This window comes from uncultured Tenacibaculum sp. (genome assembly GCF_947498805.1).
Taxonomy (GTDB): domain Bacteria; phylum Bacteroidota; class Bacteroidia; order Flavobacteriales; family Flavobacteriaceae; genus Polaribacter.
In genome coordinates this window covers 310,516-325,928 of record NZ_CANMLT010000002.1, presented here as the reverse complement: position 1 = coordinate 325,928, position 15,413 = coordinate 310,516, and the positions used below count along the sequence as shown (strand labels likewise).

The 15,413-nt window shown below is 31.4% G+C and carries 12 protein-coding genes; 8 read left to right on the top strand and 4 right to left on the bottom strand.

Features of this window, described 5'->3' with window-relative positions; genetic code table 11:
• The first annotated feature begins 52 nt into the window (after nucleotides 1-52).
• From Q0873_RS04485 to Q0873_RS04465, 5 genes are all read left to right on the top strand, one after another.
• Nucleotides 53-2,071, top strand: coding sequence for a VWA domain-containing protein (locus Q0873_RS04485; RefSeq protein WP_299104633.1), 2,019 nt, complete (start codon nucleotides 53-55; stop codon nucleotides 2,069-2,071).
• Between the two features lie 64 nt (nucleotides 2,072-2,135).
• The gene (locus Q0873_RS04480; RefSeq protein WP_299104632.1) at nucleotides 2,136-2,525 is read left to right on the top strand and encodes a hotdog domain-containing protein; all 390 of its coding nucleotides are present in this window, start codon (nucleotides 2,136-2,138) and stop codon (nucleotides 2,523-2,525) included.
• A gap of 43 nt (nucleotides 2,526-2,568) precedes the next feature.
• Nucleotides 2,569-2,901, top strand: coding sequence for a hypothetical protein (locus Q0873_RS04475; protein WP_299104631.1), 333 nt, complete (start codon nucleotides 2,569-2,571; stop codon nucleotides 2,899-2,901).
• Nucleotides 2,902-2,997: 96 nt separating this feature from the next.
• Complete coding sequence (locus Q0873_RS04470; RefSeq protein WP_299104630.1) at nucleotides 2,998-5,151, top strand: TonB-dependent receptor; 2,154 nt, start codon at nucleotides 2,998-3,000, stop codon at nucleotides 5,149-5,151.
• A gap of 140 nt (nucleotides 5,152-5,291) precedes the next feature.
• Nucleotides 5,292-6,119 carry a prohibitin family protein gene (locus tag Q0873_RS04465; RefSeq protein WP_299104629.1) on the top strand — a complete coding sequence of 276 codons (828 nt, stop codon included), beginning with the start codon at nucleotides 5,292-5,294 and terminating at the stop codon, nucleotides 6,117-6,119.
• Nucleotides 6,120-6,491: 372 nt separating this feature from the next.
• Here the strand turns inward: Q0873_RS04465 and gcvT are convergent, their stop codons facing one another.
• Nucleotides 6,492-7,574 carry a glycine cleavage system aminomethyltransferase GcvT gene (gcvT, locus tag Q0873_RS04460; protein WP_299104628.1) on the bottom strand — a complete coding sequence of 361 codons (1,083 nt, stop codon included), beginning with the start codon at nucleotides 7,572-7,574 and terminating at the stop codon, nucleotides 6,492-6,494.
• A 166-nt stretch (nucleotides 7,575-7,740) separates the two neighbouring features.
• Between gcvT and Q0873_RS04455 the strand changes: the two genes are divergently transcribed.
• Together Q0873_RS04455 and Q0873_RS04450 are read left to right on the top strand one after the other, a co-directional pair.
• Nucleotides 7,741-9,378 (top strand): aminopeptidase P N-terminal domain-containing protein, encoded by a 1,638-nt coding sequence (locus Q0873_RS04455; RefSeq protein ID WP_299104627.1) that lies wholly within the window; start codon nucleotides 7,741-7,743, stop codon nucleotides 9,376-9,378.
• Nucleotides 9,371-9,922: a TlpA disulfide reductase family protein gene (locus Q0873_RS04450; RefSeq protein WP_299104626.1), complete on the top strand. Its 552-nt coding sequence runs from the start codon at nucleotides 9,371-9,373 to the stop codon at nucleotides 9,920-9,922. The genes Q0873_RS04455 and Q0873_RS04450 overlap by 8 nt, the downstream gene beginning before the upstream one ends.
• 60 nt (nucleotides 9,923-9,982) lie before the next feature.
• Here Q0873_RS04450 and Q0873_RS04445 read toward each other — a convergent pair whose 3' ends face one another.
• On the bottom strand, nucleotides 9,983-10,333 hold the full coding sequence (locus Q0873_RS04445; protein WP_299104625.1) for a hypothetical protein: 351 nt from the start codon (nucleotides 10,331-10,333) through the stop codon (nucleotides 9,983-9,985).
• 162 nt (nucleotides 10,334-10,495) lie between these two features.
• The gene (locus Q0873_RS04440) at nucleotides 10,496-11,350 is read right to left on the bottom strand and encodes an alpha/beta hydrolase (RefSeq protein ID WP_299104624.1); all 855 of its coding nucleotides are present in this window, start codon (nucleotides 11,348-11,350) and stop codon (nucleotides 10,496-10,498) included.
• 91 nt (nucleotides 11,351-11,441) lie between these two features.
• On the opposite strand from Q0873_RS04440, the gene priA reads away from it, so the two are divergent.
• Nucleotides 11,442-13,865 (top strand): primosomal protein N', encoded by a 2,424-nt coding sequence (priA, locus tag Q0873_RS04435; RefSeq protein ID WP_299104978.1) that lies wholly within the window; start codon nucleotides 11,442-11,444, stop codon nucleotides 13,863-13,865.
• Nucleotides 13,866-14,065: 200 nt separating this feature from the next.
• Here the strand turns inward: priA and Q0873_RS04430 are convergent, their stop codons facing one another.
• Nucleotides 14,066-15,214, bottom strand: a complete 1,149-nt coding sequence (locus tag Q0873_RS04430) for a hypothetical protein (RefSeq protein ID WP_299104623.1) — start codon at nucleotides 15,212-15,214, stop codon at nucleotides 14,066-14,068.
• Between the last annotated feature and the right edge of the window lie 199 nt (nucleotides 15,215-15,413).

The window sequence follows — 15,413 nt, the reverse complement described above, 5'->3', positions numbered from 1 at the left end:
AGGTTTATTTATTTGAGAGATATTTATATCTTCACGTTTTAAAAGAATTTGCGTGCAAACAATCACACTCGTTTATATTTTATTAGCACTGTTACTAGGAATATTCGTAGCTTTTTTTCAATACTTTTTTAAAGTAAAGAGAAAGCCAAAAATCACAGTTATATTATTTACACTAAAGGCGTTAAGTGTTTTCTTATTGCTAATATTGTTGTTAAATCCCAAGATTACAGTTAAATCAATTGTAAATAAGAAACCTGTACTAACGGTACTTTCAGATAATTCTTCTTCTATTTCTTTTTTTAATGAAAGCCAAAACATGAAAGGCTTTAGTGAGAGAGTGGTGAACGATAGTGATTTAAAAAATAAATTTGATATCAAGACCTATTCATTTGGAAACGGATTGGTATTCAACGATTCTTTAAAATTTTCTGAAAAACAAACAAATATTTCCAAGTCATTAAATGAAACCAATGAGCTCTTAAAAGATAATTTAGGAGCTGTAGTATTATTAACAGACGGAAATCAAACAATAGGGAATGATTACGAATTTTTAAATTCTAAACTAAATATATACCCTGTTGTATTTGGAGATACAACGGTGTATCAAGATATTCAAATTTCTCAATTAAATGTAAATCGATATAGCTATTTAAAAAATAAGTTTCCAGTGGAAGCGCTTATCCATTACAAAGGGAAAAAAGAAGTTTCTGTTAGGTATTCAATAGCAACAAAACGAAGAAATGTCTTTACTCAAAATATAAAGTTATCAGCAAAAAATAACACAAAAACAGTTGTTGCTAATTTAGAATCTAATGAAGTTGGAACACATTTTTATACGGCATCCGTTAGTCAGATTGAAGGAGAAAAAAACACAAAAAATAACCGTAAAAGTTTCTCTATTGAGGTCATTGATGAACAGCAAAAAGGCGCCATATTAGCATCTAGTTTGCACCCAGATTTAGGTGCGATTAAAAGGGCTTTAGAAAGTAATAAAAATCGTAGTGTAGATATTTTTGTTAGAGATTTTTCGAAAATAAAAAGTATTGATTATCAATTTTTTATATTGTTCCAACCGAATAGTTACTTTAACACCTTTCTTTCAGATTTAAAATCCAATTTTTTAATTATTACAGGAGAAAGTACCGATTGGAATTATTTGAATTCTAAGAAATTAGGGTTTCAAAAAAATGCGATTAGTCAATCTGAAAATTATGAAGCATCTTTCAATGATAAGTTTTTAACCTTTCAGCAAAAAAATATAGGATTTAATCAGTTTCCTCCATTACAAGATAAGTTTGGAAAACTGTCTTTAAATAAAGAAGCACAAACCTTGTTATTTCAAAAAGTAACCGGAGTAAAATCTGATGAACCTTTATTGGCTACTTTTGAAAATAATGAGATCAAATATGCTGCTTTATTTGGTGAAGGTATATGGAAATGGAGGGTAAATTCATATGTAAGGAATGAATCTTTTGAAGATTTCGATGCTTTTTTAGGTTCTTTAATTCAATATATTTCATCCAACAAAAAAAGAAACAGGTTAGAGGTAACTTATAAGAAATTATATCCTGCCAATACCAGTATCAATATTTCAGCATTTTATTTAGATAATAATTATTTGTTTGATAGTAGAGCTAGTTTGTGGTTATCATTAACTAATAAAGAAACTAAAGAGGAGAGAAAGTACCCATTATCTTTAAAAAGTAATTCATACGTAGCGGTTTTAGAAGATATTTTACCTGGAGAATACGAGTTTAAAGTATCGGTAGATAATCAATCTATAAGTCGAAGAGGTGTTTTTAGAGTAACGGATTATGAAGTTGAGGAGCAATTTACAAATGCGAATGTAAATAAGCTAGAAAAGTTGGCCTTGCGTTCAAAAGGGAGTTTGTTTTTTAATTCTGACTATGAAAGTCTTAAAAACCAGTTGATTAATAATAAAAACTATTATACATCGCAATCTTCAAGCGAAACACAACAAAATTTGATTGATTGGAAATGGATTTTGTTTTTAGCCATTGCTTTATTAACTTTAGAATGGTTTATCAGAAAATACTATGGTAAAATCTAAAAAAGAAATCAAGTTTAATGGGTTTAAAATTGATTTTAACAGACCTTTGTAGTAAATAGATTATATGAGATTTCACACTAGAAAATGGGTTAAACCCGAAGATTTAAATCCAAATGGAACTTTATTTGGAGGACGTTTATTACAATGGATTGATGAAGAAGTAGCATTGTATGCTATTATTCAGTTGGAAATACCAAAAACAGTGACCAAATTCATGTCTGAAATTGATTTTGTAAGTTCTGCAAAACAAGGAGACATTATAGAAATTGGTATAGAGGTTGTAAAATTTGGTAGATCTTCTATTACCTTAAATTGTGAGGTAAGAAATAAGATAACACGTAAAACAATTATTGCCATTGATAAAATAATTATGGTTTCTTTAGATGATAACGGAAAGCCGGTAGCACACGGTAAAACGAAGATTGAATACGTTAAAGATAGATTGAACGAATAATGAATTCATAAAACTTTGTTACTTTTGTAGTATAGAAATAAGCATGAAAAACTTACTTATCATATGGTTAACTTCATTATTGCTAATGCCACCGTTGCATGCGCATAATGATGTGGTGGTATATGATAGTTTAACGGAACATGTTGATATTAATGATGCACATGAAGAAATTCATCATCAAAATGATTCTGAAGAAGATAAAGATACAGAACATCATCATCATTGTACCGTAGTTAGTTTTTCTGCTGAATATATTCCTGTCAATACAGACTTTAAAATCGTTGCTTTGTTTGAATTAAAGCAAGAAATTAACTTTTATCAAAGTCCATATAACTTTTCTTTTCTAAACGGTGTTTTTCAGCCACCAAAAGCTTAATTAATTATATAAGTATCGCTCATTTAGAGCCCTAAATATGCATCTTTTCAAAAGAGAAGATTTCGTATATATATTATAATTAATTTAAGCATATACATGATAAAACATATATTTCTAGTCCTTGCAATAGGGCTATTAGCAACCAGTGTATCTGGACAAAATGCTATACAATTTAAGGTGCTTTCTGATGAAAAAGATCCAATAGTAGGAGCATCAGTATACATTAAAAATACAACCATAGGTTCTCAAACCGATTTAGATGGATTGGCCTCTATCAGTAATATTCCGAATGGAAAACAGACCTTTATTATTTCGTTTATGGGGTTTGAAACTGTAGAGAAAACCTTAGAATTTCCGAATAATAAAAATCTAATTACCATTGAACTACATGAAGACGAAGAAACTTTAGATGCAGTAGTCATACAATCTACCAGAAGTAAGCGTTCTATAGCAGAAATACCCACAAGAATAGAAGTAGTGGGAGCAGAGGAATTAGGTGAAAAGGCGGTAATGAATTCTGCAAATATTGCTATGGTATTAAGAGAAAGTACAGGAATTCAAATGCAACAAACATCTGCAAACTCTGCAAATCAATCCATAAGAATACAGGGACTTGATGGACGATTTACCCAGTTGTTGAAAGACGGATTCCCTTTATTTGGAGGCTTTTCAAGCGGATTAAGCATCATGCAAATTCCACCGTTAGATTTACAGCAAGTAGAAATTGTAAAAGGAAGTTCTTCAACTTTATATGGTGGAGGAGCTATTGCAGGGTTGGTAAACTTAGTTTCTAAACAACCAAAAGAGGAACGAGAGATAAAACTCATGTACGATCAAACCTCTAGAAACGGAAGTACTTTAAATGCGTTTTACAGTGAAAAGTATGGGAAGTTTGGAATGACCTTATATACTTCTGGAAATCTACAAAAGGCAACCGATTTAAATAATGATCATTTTACAGACATTCCCAAGGTAAGAAGCTTTAGTGTGACCCCTTCATTTTTCTATTATCCCAATGAAAATGAAACATGGAGATTCAACTTTAGTACTACCTTAGAAAATAGAATAGGAGGAGATGAAGATGTGATTAACGGTAATCCTAGTCCAGGACATAACTTTTATGAAGAGAATAAAACTGAACGATATGCCACACAATTGAGTTATAATAATCAATTGTCGGATGATAAAAGCTTTAGTTTTAAAAATAGTGTAAGTTATTTCAAGCGTGATTTATTAATGCCAAACATGCAATTCAAAGGAAAGCAATGGGCTACTTTTACAGAAGCAACATACAATACGTATACGGAGAAACTGGATTGGGTTTTTGGAGGAAACATCGTTAATGAAAACTTTAATGAAGATGAAGTGTCTGCTATTGATAGGAGTTATACACAATTTACAACTGGAGTATTTGCACAAAACAATTGGAGAGTATCTGAGGTAATTACATTAGAAAGTGGATTAAGAACCGATTACAATAATAATTATGGGGTATTTGTGCTTCCTAGAGCTTCTGTCCACATAAAATATTGCGAGCATCTATCGAGTAGAATAGGAGGAGGATTAGGATATAAAATACCTACTATTTTTACAGAAGAAGGGGAGCAACGTTCTTATGAAAATGTATTACCAATTAATGCAAATAACTTTGAAGCTGAAACATCTATTGGTTTTAATGGTGATTTAAACTATAAAACCAAAATATTCAATGAGCATGTTTCATTATCATTTAATCAGTTGTTCTTCTATACACAGTTAAAGAACTCACTTGTTTTACAAAACAATGGCACAAACTATGAGTTTATCAATTCAAAAAGTTTGTTGAATAGTTATGGTGCAGAAACCAATTTAAAACTTAAGTATAAAGATTTTATATTATTTGCGAATTATGCTTTTAATAATGTTAAGTTGAACGGAAATCAAAAAGCATTGACTCCAAGACATAGTATTGGAGGAGTTTTAATGTATGAGGTACATGATAAGTGGAGAATAGGATATGAAGCCTATTATAAAAGTTCACAATTAAGAAATGATCTTACAGAAACCCCAGATTTTTGGACAATGGGCTTTATGGCAATGAGAACTTTTGGTAAAATAAGTGTCTATGCAAACTTTGAGAACTTTACAGATACCAAGCAACAAAACTATCAATCTATGGTAACACCGCCTCATAATGATCCTGATTTTACAGACATTTGGGCACCTACTGATGGGTTTATTTTCAATACAGGAATTTTGATAGAATTATAAAGTAAAAGAGGAGCTACAGGCTCCTTTTTTTATTTTATCTTCTATTTAAAGTACCCAACCTTAGAATTTGAACTATTAGGAGACAATTGTGTGCACTCTGATTGCGATTAATTGAGTATTTTTACAAAAAAACTTATATAATGGCAAGAAATCAGATTGAATTGAATTTTCCAAAAACAGGATTGTTAATTCCTATAGCAATTGTTTTAATATTTTTTATTGCAAAATCAACAGAGACTATTGGTCCAGGTGAGGCAGGGGTATTATTTGAGCGTTTTGGAGAAGGTATTAATACAGAAAAGACCTATGGAGAAGGGTTTCATATTGTGGCTCCATGGAATAAAATGATTGTTCAAAAAGTACGTCAGCAATCTATATCAGACCAAATGAATGTATTATCTGTAAACGGATTAGAAGTTAGAGTAGATGGTACAGTATGGTTTAGACCTGAATATGATAAACTAGGTTTTTTGATTAAAACCAAAGGAGAAAATTATATTTCAGAAATATTAGATCCTGCGATTAATGGAGCAGCACGTAGTGTTGTTGGACGTTATACACCTGAGCAATTGTACTCTAGTAAGCGTGATGTAATTGAGCAAGAAATTTTAGCCTCTGCACAAGAAACTTTAAAAGATCAATACATTATTGTAGAAAGAGTTTTAGTAGAAGATGTACAATTACCAAATACAATTCGTGATGCTATTGAGCGTAAATTAAAACAAGAGCAAGAAGCTTTAGAATATCAGTTTAGAATTGAAAAAGCAGAGAAAGAAGCAGAGCGTCAACGAATTGAAGCAAAAGGAAAGGCTGATGCAAACAAAATTCTAAGTGCTTCCTTAACAGATAAGATTTTACAAGATAAAGGAATTGAAGCAACTACTAAGTTGTCGGAATCTCCTAACAGTAAAGTAGTTATCATTGGTTCTGGAAAGAGCGGAATGCCTATTATTTTAGGAAATCAATAGACTTACTTCATAAAAAATGAGAAAAAGGCGACTTTATAGTCGTCTTTTTTACTTTTAAGGATCTATTGAAGACACTTAAGTGTTAAAAATCAGCACTTAAGGTATTTTGTTTAAAAAAAGCTTTTTTATTTTCCAACTTTGAAGTGCTCAAGAAATTGAGTATTTAATTGGGGAATTAAATTATTTATAGGGGTAAGCAGCTCGGGGGAGCTGCTTTTTTATTGTAAAAAGCTAAAGTGTAGCTAAGACTATATATTTTATATTAATAGTTCTTAAAGTATACTAGAATTTTAGAGAAAGTTAAGAACAGGAAAGGTTCTTATAAGAAATAAAAAAGCTTCTAAATGTTTAGAAGCTTTTTTATTTTAGTATTTATCCTTTGTAAAAAGGTAGCTTAACTACCTTAGCAGGAATTTGTTTTTTACGTACCTGAATAAAGATTTCAGAATCTACTTTAGAATTTTCTTTGGTAACATACCCTAATCCAATTCCTTTACTTAAAGATGGACTCATCGTACCTGAAGTTACTCTACCAATAACAGTTCCTTCTGCATCAACGATTTCATAATCTTTACGAGGTATACCACGTTCTGTTAATTCAAAAGCAACTAATTTACGAGTAATTCCTTCTTCCTTTTGTTTCTTTAAAGCTTCAGCATTTACAAAGTCTTTTGTAAACTTAGTAATCCACCCTAAACCAGCTTCAATAGGAGAGGTAGTATCATCGATATCATTTCCATATAAACAATATCCCATTTCTAAACGAAGTGTATCACGAGCAGCCAATCCAATTGGTTTAATACCCCAATCTTTTCCAGCTTCAAAAACGTTCTTCCAAAGTTGTGCAACATCTTCATTTTTAACATATACCTCAAATCCTCCAGAACCTGTGTAACCAGTTGCAGAAACTACTACATTAGGAATTCCAGCAAAATCAGTGATTTCAAAAGTGTAAAATTTAATGGTAGATAAGTCTACTGAAGTTAACGATTGCATTGCTTCAGCAGCTTTAGGACCTTGAATAGCTAATAAAGACCAATCTTCAGAACGATTTTCCATATCAACATTTAAATCGTTATGTTGAGAAATCCAATTCCAGTCTTTTTCAATATTAGAAGCATTCACAACTAGCATATACTCATTCTCGGCAATCATGTAAATAATTAAATCATCTACAATTCCACCATCAGCATTTGGCATACAGCTATATTGCGCTTTACCAGGAACTAGTTTAGAAGCATCATTAGAAGATATTTTTTGAATTAAAGCCAATGCATTTTCACCCTTTAAAAAGAATTCTCCCATATGACTTACATCAAAAACACCAACACCGTTACGTACAGTTTCGTGTTCTGCATTAACGCCTTCATATTGCACAGGCATATTGTAACCCGCAAATGGTACCATTTTTGCACCTAAAGCTTCGTGTATATGTGATAAAGCTGTATTTTTCATTGATAAATTTATTGTTTGTTTAAAGTGTTGCTAAAGTATTGAAAAATTGGCAAACTGAAACCGAAGTTTTGACGAATATATGAGCGTATTTTATCTTAATGTATGTTAATTTTTTCTTATGTAAGCATAAGAAATGGTATTTTTGGAAGTTTTTGATTTTAAATTAATGAGAGAAATGATTAGAAGGTTGTATGTTGTATGTTTTTTAAGCTTGTTAACGTATTCTGTTAATGCACAGATGTCTATGGATTATTTGTCGGCAGATTTTCATAAAGATAGAAGAGAAGTTTTACGAGCTAAAATGCCTAAAAATTCTGTGGCAGTAGTTTTTGCAAATCCAATACGAAATAGAGCAAATGATGTAGATTATGTGTTTCATCAAGATCCGAATTTTTATTACTTAACGGGATATAGAGAGCCCAATGCGGTATTAGTACTGTTTTCGGAAAAGCAAAAAGATAAATCAGGAAAAAGCTTTAATGAAATTTTATATGTGCAAAGGAAAGATCCTTTTAAAGAGTTATGGAACGGAAAGCGACTAGGGGTAGAAGGAGCCAAAAAGGAATTAGGTTTTAAGGAAGCAAAGAATACAGAAGAATTTTTCACTAATGGAATTAACTTTAAAAAGTTTGATAAAATCTTTATTGAAAAGTTTAAAGATGATTATCGAAATTCAGAAGGAAATCTCACTGAAACATACGATTTGGTAACGCATTTTAAAAGCCAATCCGGATATGATCCTATAAAATTTGTTTCTGGGGTAAAAAGAAAAGTATATGAGTTGATAAAGGCTACACCCATTGAAAATAGTGCTAATGTAGCGCAAGCTATTGGGAAAGCTTCGACATATTATCCAGATTTAAAGCAAGATGAATTAATCATGCAGTATAAAGACGCTGGTAACAATGCTTTGAAAAAAGAGCTAAAACAAAAAATAGCCTTACAATTAAAAAGTACTTCTAATATTGATATAGAGTTTTTATCTACACGTATGGCTGAGATGCGAGAGATAAAAACACCTGAAGAATTAAAATTATTAACCAAAGCCATTAGAATATCTGCAATAGGTCAGGTTGAAGTAATGAAGGCTATGAAAACCAATATGTCTGAAATAGAAGTGCAAGGTATTCATGAGTTTGTATATAAAAAATACGGAGCAGAATATGAAGGATACCCGTCTATAGTAGGAGCAGGGAATAACGGATGTATTTTACACTATACAGAAAACAACAAGAAAAAGATAGGAAATGAATTGGTTTTAATGGACTTAGGAGCAGAGTATCGCGGATATACAGCAGATGTTACAAGAACAATTCCTGCCAACGGTAAGTTTTCACCAGAACAAAAAGCGATTTACGAAGTGGTTTTAAAGGCACAAGATGCAGGAATAGCAGCCTGTAAAGAGAAAAATGCTTTTTGGGTACCAAATAATGAGTCAAAAAAGGCAATTAATCAAGGGTTATATGAGTTAGGAATCATTAAAACTATAGAAGAAGAGCATTCATATTTTCCTCATGGAACTTCCCATCATATAGGGTTGGATGTTCACGACCCAGGAACCTATGGTAAGTTAAAAGAAAATATGGTGATTACTGTAGAACCGGGTATTTATATTCCAGAAGGAAGTCCATGTGATAAAAAATGGTGGGGAATAGCTGTACGTATAGAAGATGATATCTTAATAACAAAAGGGCAACCTAAAAATTTATCTAAGGAAGCTCCAAGAACAGTGAAAGCTATCGAAGATATGATGGCAAGAAAAAGTGTTTTAGACGAATTTATTTTACCAAGTTTAGATGATTAAGTTTCTTAAAAAGCATTATTCAAACATACTTTTTTTATTGATTTTAGGATTATTGTTATTTCCACCAACAAGAGTTCACTTTATACGATTAATATCGTTTTCACCTTCAATAGAAGCCAAGGAAGATCAAGTAAAATTAGATACGTATGATTGGAATTTACAAGGCTTAAACACGCAAAGTACCAATTTAAAAGAATTAAAAGGAAAAGTAGTTTTTGTAAGTTTTTGGGCTACTTGGTGTCCACCCTGTGTAGCTGAAATGCCTAGTATTCAAGAGCTGCATAATGATTATAAAGATAAAGTAGCTTTTTTATTAGTAACAAATGAGAATTGGGATGTGGTATCTAAATTTTACAATAAGAATGCATATGACTTTCCAACATATAATTACTTGAATAAGGTTCCAAAACAATTTGAACATACGAGTATTCCTACCACCTTTATTTTAAATAAAGAGGGAAACATAGTAGTTGATAAAAAGGGACCGGCAAACTGGAATTCAGACAAGGTTAGGAAAGTACTAGATGATCTAATATTACAATAAAAAACCCAAGCGATTTATTACTAAATGCTCGGGTTTCTCTTGGCAATAATTAGTGATGAATTACCCCTTTTTAACAGTTATAGGTAATTCGTATACATTACCCTTACGAATATCACTAGAGTTTATTTTTTTATAGTTTAATTTACGCTTGATAAAATATCTTAAGTCTTTGCTTTTAGATTCTACATCAAGTACTACAATTTCTCCTTTACTGTTTAGCATAAAAGAAACATTTGCCGTAACAGTTTTATCTGTTTGAAATGGTGCAGAGCTACCAATGATTGAAGAAATTTCTGAACGTAATAGTTTTTTGGCTTTTAAAATAGGATTTGCGTTCTCATTTGCTTGCGCTGTGAAAGTAGTTAATACACCTAAACAAAGTATAATAACAAAAGATTTAAATGTTTTCATAATTAGAGTTTTATAATGTTATGGTTTTATCTATAAGACTATCCACTATGACATTATGTTTCACTCAAATCAATAGTTTAATAAAAGCTTAACTTGATTTAACAGAGTTTAAGAATTTTAAGAAAAAAAGACACTTAAATATTAACGCTTCTTAACATTAATTTATGAACCGATAATCTTTTGAACCCATTTTTTAGGACTTTCTAGCATTGGAAAATGACCAGAATTTTCTAACCAAATCAATTCATTATTAGGGATTTCTTTGTGTAATTGCTCTGCTATGTCCTTTACTGCAATAGGATCATGAGTAGCCCAAACAATTTTTGTTGGTACTTGAGTTTCTTTTAAACCACCAATCCAACGATTCCAAAAGAAATAACGCTCATTTATATAATTACTTAATAAATGAATAACCTTTCTTCCGTTGTTATGATTTATTTGAAACCACATTTCATCAAGTTCATGTTGACTCACTTTAGAGCTATCAAAATAAATTTTACGAATGTTTCTATTGAAGATAAATTGATTCGCCAATTTACCTACCCATTTTCCAGTAATCTTATTCTTTAATAATTTTTGAATAGTCCTTAGTTTCGCCAATTCAATATGCATACTTCCGTTACAAAGTATCAACTTATCAATATTAATATCTAATAACTGCTTATTATGTCTAGCAATAATCTCTGTGGCAACACTAGTTCCATAATCATGAGCGAGTAGCGTAACATTTTTTAGACCTAATTGTTTCCATAGGAGTAAAGCAGTATCTGCTTGTTCAATTAAAGAATAGGAATAGTGTAAAGGTTTGTCGGAAAAACCAAAACCTAAATGATCATGAATAATAACTCTGTAATGTTTTGTCAGCTCTGGAAGTACTTTGTAATAATCATAAGAGGAGGTAGGATAGCCATGAAGAATAACCATAGTATTATCTGACGTGCCTTCATCAATCACAAAAACTTGCTGATTTTGAACACTTAAGAATTTACCTTTGTTTTTCCATTCTAATGAAGTCATAAATAGCTTGGTTTTTCTGTTTACAATGTAGTGAATTTTATGTAGTTTTGATGTTGTTCAAAATACACTTCTTATTTACTTTATAGACGTCATACTACCTATCCCTTTACAAAAAACGTTTACCTATGCGGTAACCAAGGAGGAAGCATCATTCTTACAAAAAGGAATGCGTGTGGCAGTTTCTTTTGGTAAAAGTAAAATTTATACGGCATTGGTGTTTAATATTCACCAAAATGCTCCAGACTTGTATGAGGCGAAGGATATTCATCAGATTTTAGATGATACCCCCATTGTAAATGCGCAACAATTACAACATTGGCAATGGATAGCGAGTTACTATATGTGTTCTTTAGGAGATGTATATAGAGCGGCACTACCTTCTGCGTTTATGTTAGAAAGTGAAACTATTATTTATAAGAATGAAGCTTTTGTTGAGGAATCTATATTGACAGACGATGAGTTTTTGATTTTTGAAGCTTTACAACATCATTCACAACTAACCATTCATCAGGTTTCTGATATTTTAGGTAAAAAAACAGTATTGCCTATCATCAATGCGCTTATTGAAAAAAGTGCTATTTACATCAAAGAAGAAATTTATGAGACGTACAAACCAAAATTGGTTAAGTATGTACGTTTAAATGCTATATACAATTCTAATGAAGGACTACAAGACTTATTAGAGCAACTTTCTCGGGCAAAAAAGCAACGAGATGCTGTGATGACTTTCTTTCAGTTAAATGCAGCTAAAAAGCCTATAAAAGCAAAAGACTTAGAAGAACAATCCGGAGTTTCTTCCTCTATTTTAAAAGCTTTGGTTGATAAAGAAATTTTTGAGTTTTATCATATCCAAACAGATCGAATTAGTTATCAAGGAGAAACCAATCAAATAAAAGAACTGAATGAGTTTCAGCAAGATGCTTTTGAAGGAATTAAAACTTCTTTTGAAACACAAAATGTTACCTTATTACATGGGGTTACGGGCTCTGGTAAAACAGAGATTTATGTAAAATTAATCAAAGAAGTAATTGCTGAAGGAAGACAGGTATTGTTTTTACTTCCTGAAATTGCCTTAACTACTCAGATTATAACACGCTTGCAGAATTACTTCGGAAATTTTATTTCTGTGTTTCATTCTAAGTACTCTATGAATGAACGTGTAGAGGTATGGAATAATGTACTTGAAAATAAACCAAAAGCGCAAATTATACTAGGAGCAAGGTCTTCGGCATTTTTACCTTTTTCTAATTTAGGCTTGATTGTGATTGATGAAGAGCATGAAACGTCTTATAAACAGTTTGAACCTTCACCACGGTACAATGCTCGTGATGCGGCAGTAGTATTAGGACATTTGCATAAGGCAAAAGTATTGTTAGGTTCTGCTACACCATCATTAGAGAGTTATTATAACGCAGAGCAACAAAAATATGGTTTTGTAGAACTAAAGCGACGTTTTGGAAATATTCAGTTACCCAAAATAGAATTGATAGATATCAAAGAAAAGCAACGTAAAAAACGAATGACCGGACACTTCTCTGATCGTTTGTTGACTATGATGAAAGAAGCTTTGGAAGAAAAGGAACAGATCATTCTATTTCAAAACAGACGTGGATTTTCACCGGTAGTAGAATGTACTACTTGTGGGGTTTCTCCGCAATGTCCGAATTGTGATGTAAGTTTAACCTATCATAAGTTTAGAGGTGAGCTAAAGTGCCATTACTGTCATTACCAACGTGCAATGCCTACCAGTTGTGGTGCCTGTGGAAGTTCTACATTAGATACCAAAGGTTTTGGTACCGAACAGATAGAATTGGAATTAAAAGAGTTATTTCCAAATCATAATATCGGTCGTATGGACTTGGATACCACTCGGGGGAAGTATGGGTATGAAAAGATTATTGGAGCCTTTGAAGCACAAGAAATAGATATCTTGGTAGGAACACAAATGTTATCTAAAGGATTGGATTTTGAAAATGTTTCTTTGGTAGGGATTCTAAATGCAGATTCCATGCTTAATTTTCCTGATTTTAGAGCACATGAACGTGCTTTTCAATTGATGTTACAAGTATCCGGTAGGGCAGGGCGTACTAAGAAACAAGGAAATGTAGCGATACAAACCTTTAATCCGTACCACCAAATACTACAGCAAGTATCTACCAATAGCTATACTGAAATGTATAAAGAACAGTTACAAGACCGTTGGCAGTTTCATTATCCACCATATTATCGACTGATAAAAATTACCTTAAAGCATAAAGATTATACACGCGTAGATACGGGAATTCATTGGTTGGCAAAATCTTTACAGAATGTGTTTGGAGAACATGTATTAGGGCCCTCAGCACCGGCAGTAGCACGTATACGAAATCAGTATATTAAAAACTTGATTGTTAAAATTCCTCCAAAACAGTCTTTGGCAAAAACAAAGGAACAACTTCAAAAAATTAAAAACACCTTCGAGGCTGTGCAAGACTTTAGACCAATACGTTTTATTATAGATATAGATGCGTATTAATAGTGCTTACAAGAAACTAACATAAATCAGAGAACATTAACTATCACCTACTAGGTCAGGTCTACATACAATAATTATGGAATAGTGAATGTTCTCTGAAATCATAATGTTTATTTATTATTATATTCAAGAATGTCTAGAAAATGTTTAGGAAACTATTGAGTTCAAAATTTTGTCAAATACTTAAGTTTCTGGTATTGTTACAACTTAAAAAGGTCATAACCTAAACCAAACCCGAACCAACCACTACCATTGTAGATCCAATTCTCAGAAACTCGGCCAACACCTTTATCTACTCCATAAAAAAGACCTAAGCTTATTTTGTTCCAGCTTTTAACCCAACCAACCCCAAAACTTAAAGTTCCAATTGTACCTTCTCGATCACTTTGCGGTTGATTTAAAGTAATATTAGTATTAGAGCTGTTAAGTTCTACAACGCTAGAACCTAAAAATACTCCGATAGTATTTTTATGGGTTTTTACTCTGTTACCAATTTTTTTTCGATGGGTAAATTTTGTTTTACCCCAACTATACCCACCAAATAGAGCCACATTGAAAGATGTACTAAACTCTTCACTTTTTACCTTTACTTCTTCAACTACATTATTTTGGTTAGTTACTAATGCATCACGAGTAGTTCTAAATCTATATTTTATAGGGATTGTAATAGCATTAACACTAAGTTCTGTAAACCTAAATATAGCCGTATGGTCGTCTGGAATTTCATAAAATAATGGTACTCTTGTTTCTTTATTGACATTCAGATTTTTATCCTCTTTAAAATTTATATTATCAATTTTTTTAGGGTTAGTTTCATTATCACTTACGTTTTTAGTAATCCCTGAATCTCCTTGTTCATTGGAAGCAGTATTTTCTTTAAAAGGCCATAGGTTTACATAAAGTTTATTCTTCTCCATCAGAAGTCCCGCTTTATATACATCATTATTATGTTTATTGCTTCCAAATGTTTTAGCTCTAACGGTCAAAGTTTGTCCTATCAACTTATATATTTCGGGCTTATCAATATTAGATTTGTTTATAATAATTTCATTACCAGAGCAATCATTTAACTTAACTTCAATTAAAACTCCATCCTTAACTAATTGTAGTTTCTTATCTATTGTTGCCTTTTGAGATGAATTTAAAGAGTTATAAATAAAGCACTTCTCTCTTGAAAGAAATTTGACTTTAGATTTTTGATCTTTAGTCAGATTAGCGTAGTCATAGGTGTTTTTACCATCATCTAAGAAATCTATGAAATTTCTGATTTTATAGTTTTTATAAAAAGTTTCTTGACCAAAACTATATAGTGAAAATAGGCTTAGTAAAATAAAGTATAAGTTTCTCATAATCTGTTGTTTTGATATGCAATTTAACAATATTAAGTTATGGGTAGGTACCTATATTTAGGTATTTTTATTAGAAATATTTTATAGGTGGATTTAAAAATCATTAATAATTTTATGTCTCTTAATTTTACAAGGATTCATTGAAGCATAATATGATTATAAAATAACTTTAAAGTAATGTGTTGTTTAGAACTTAAGG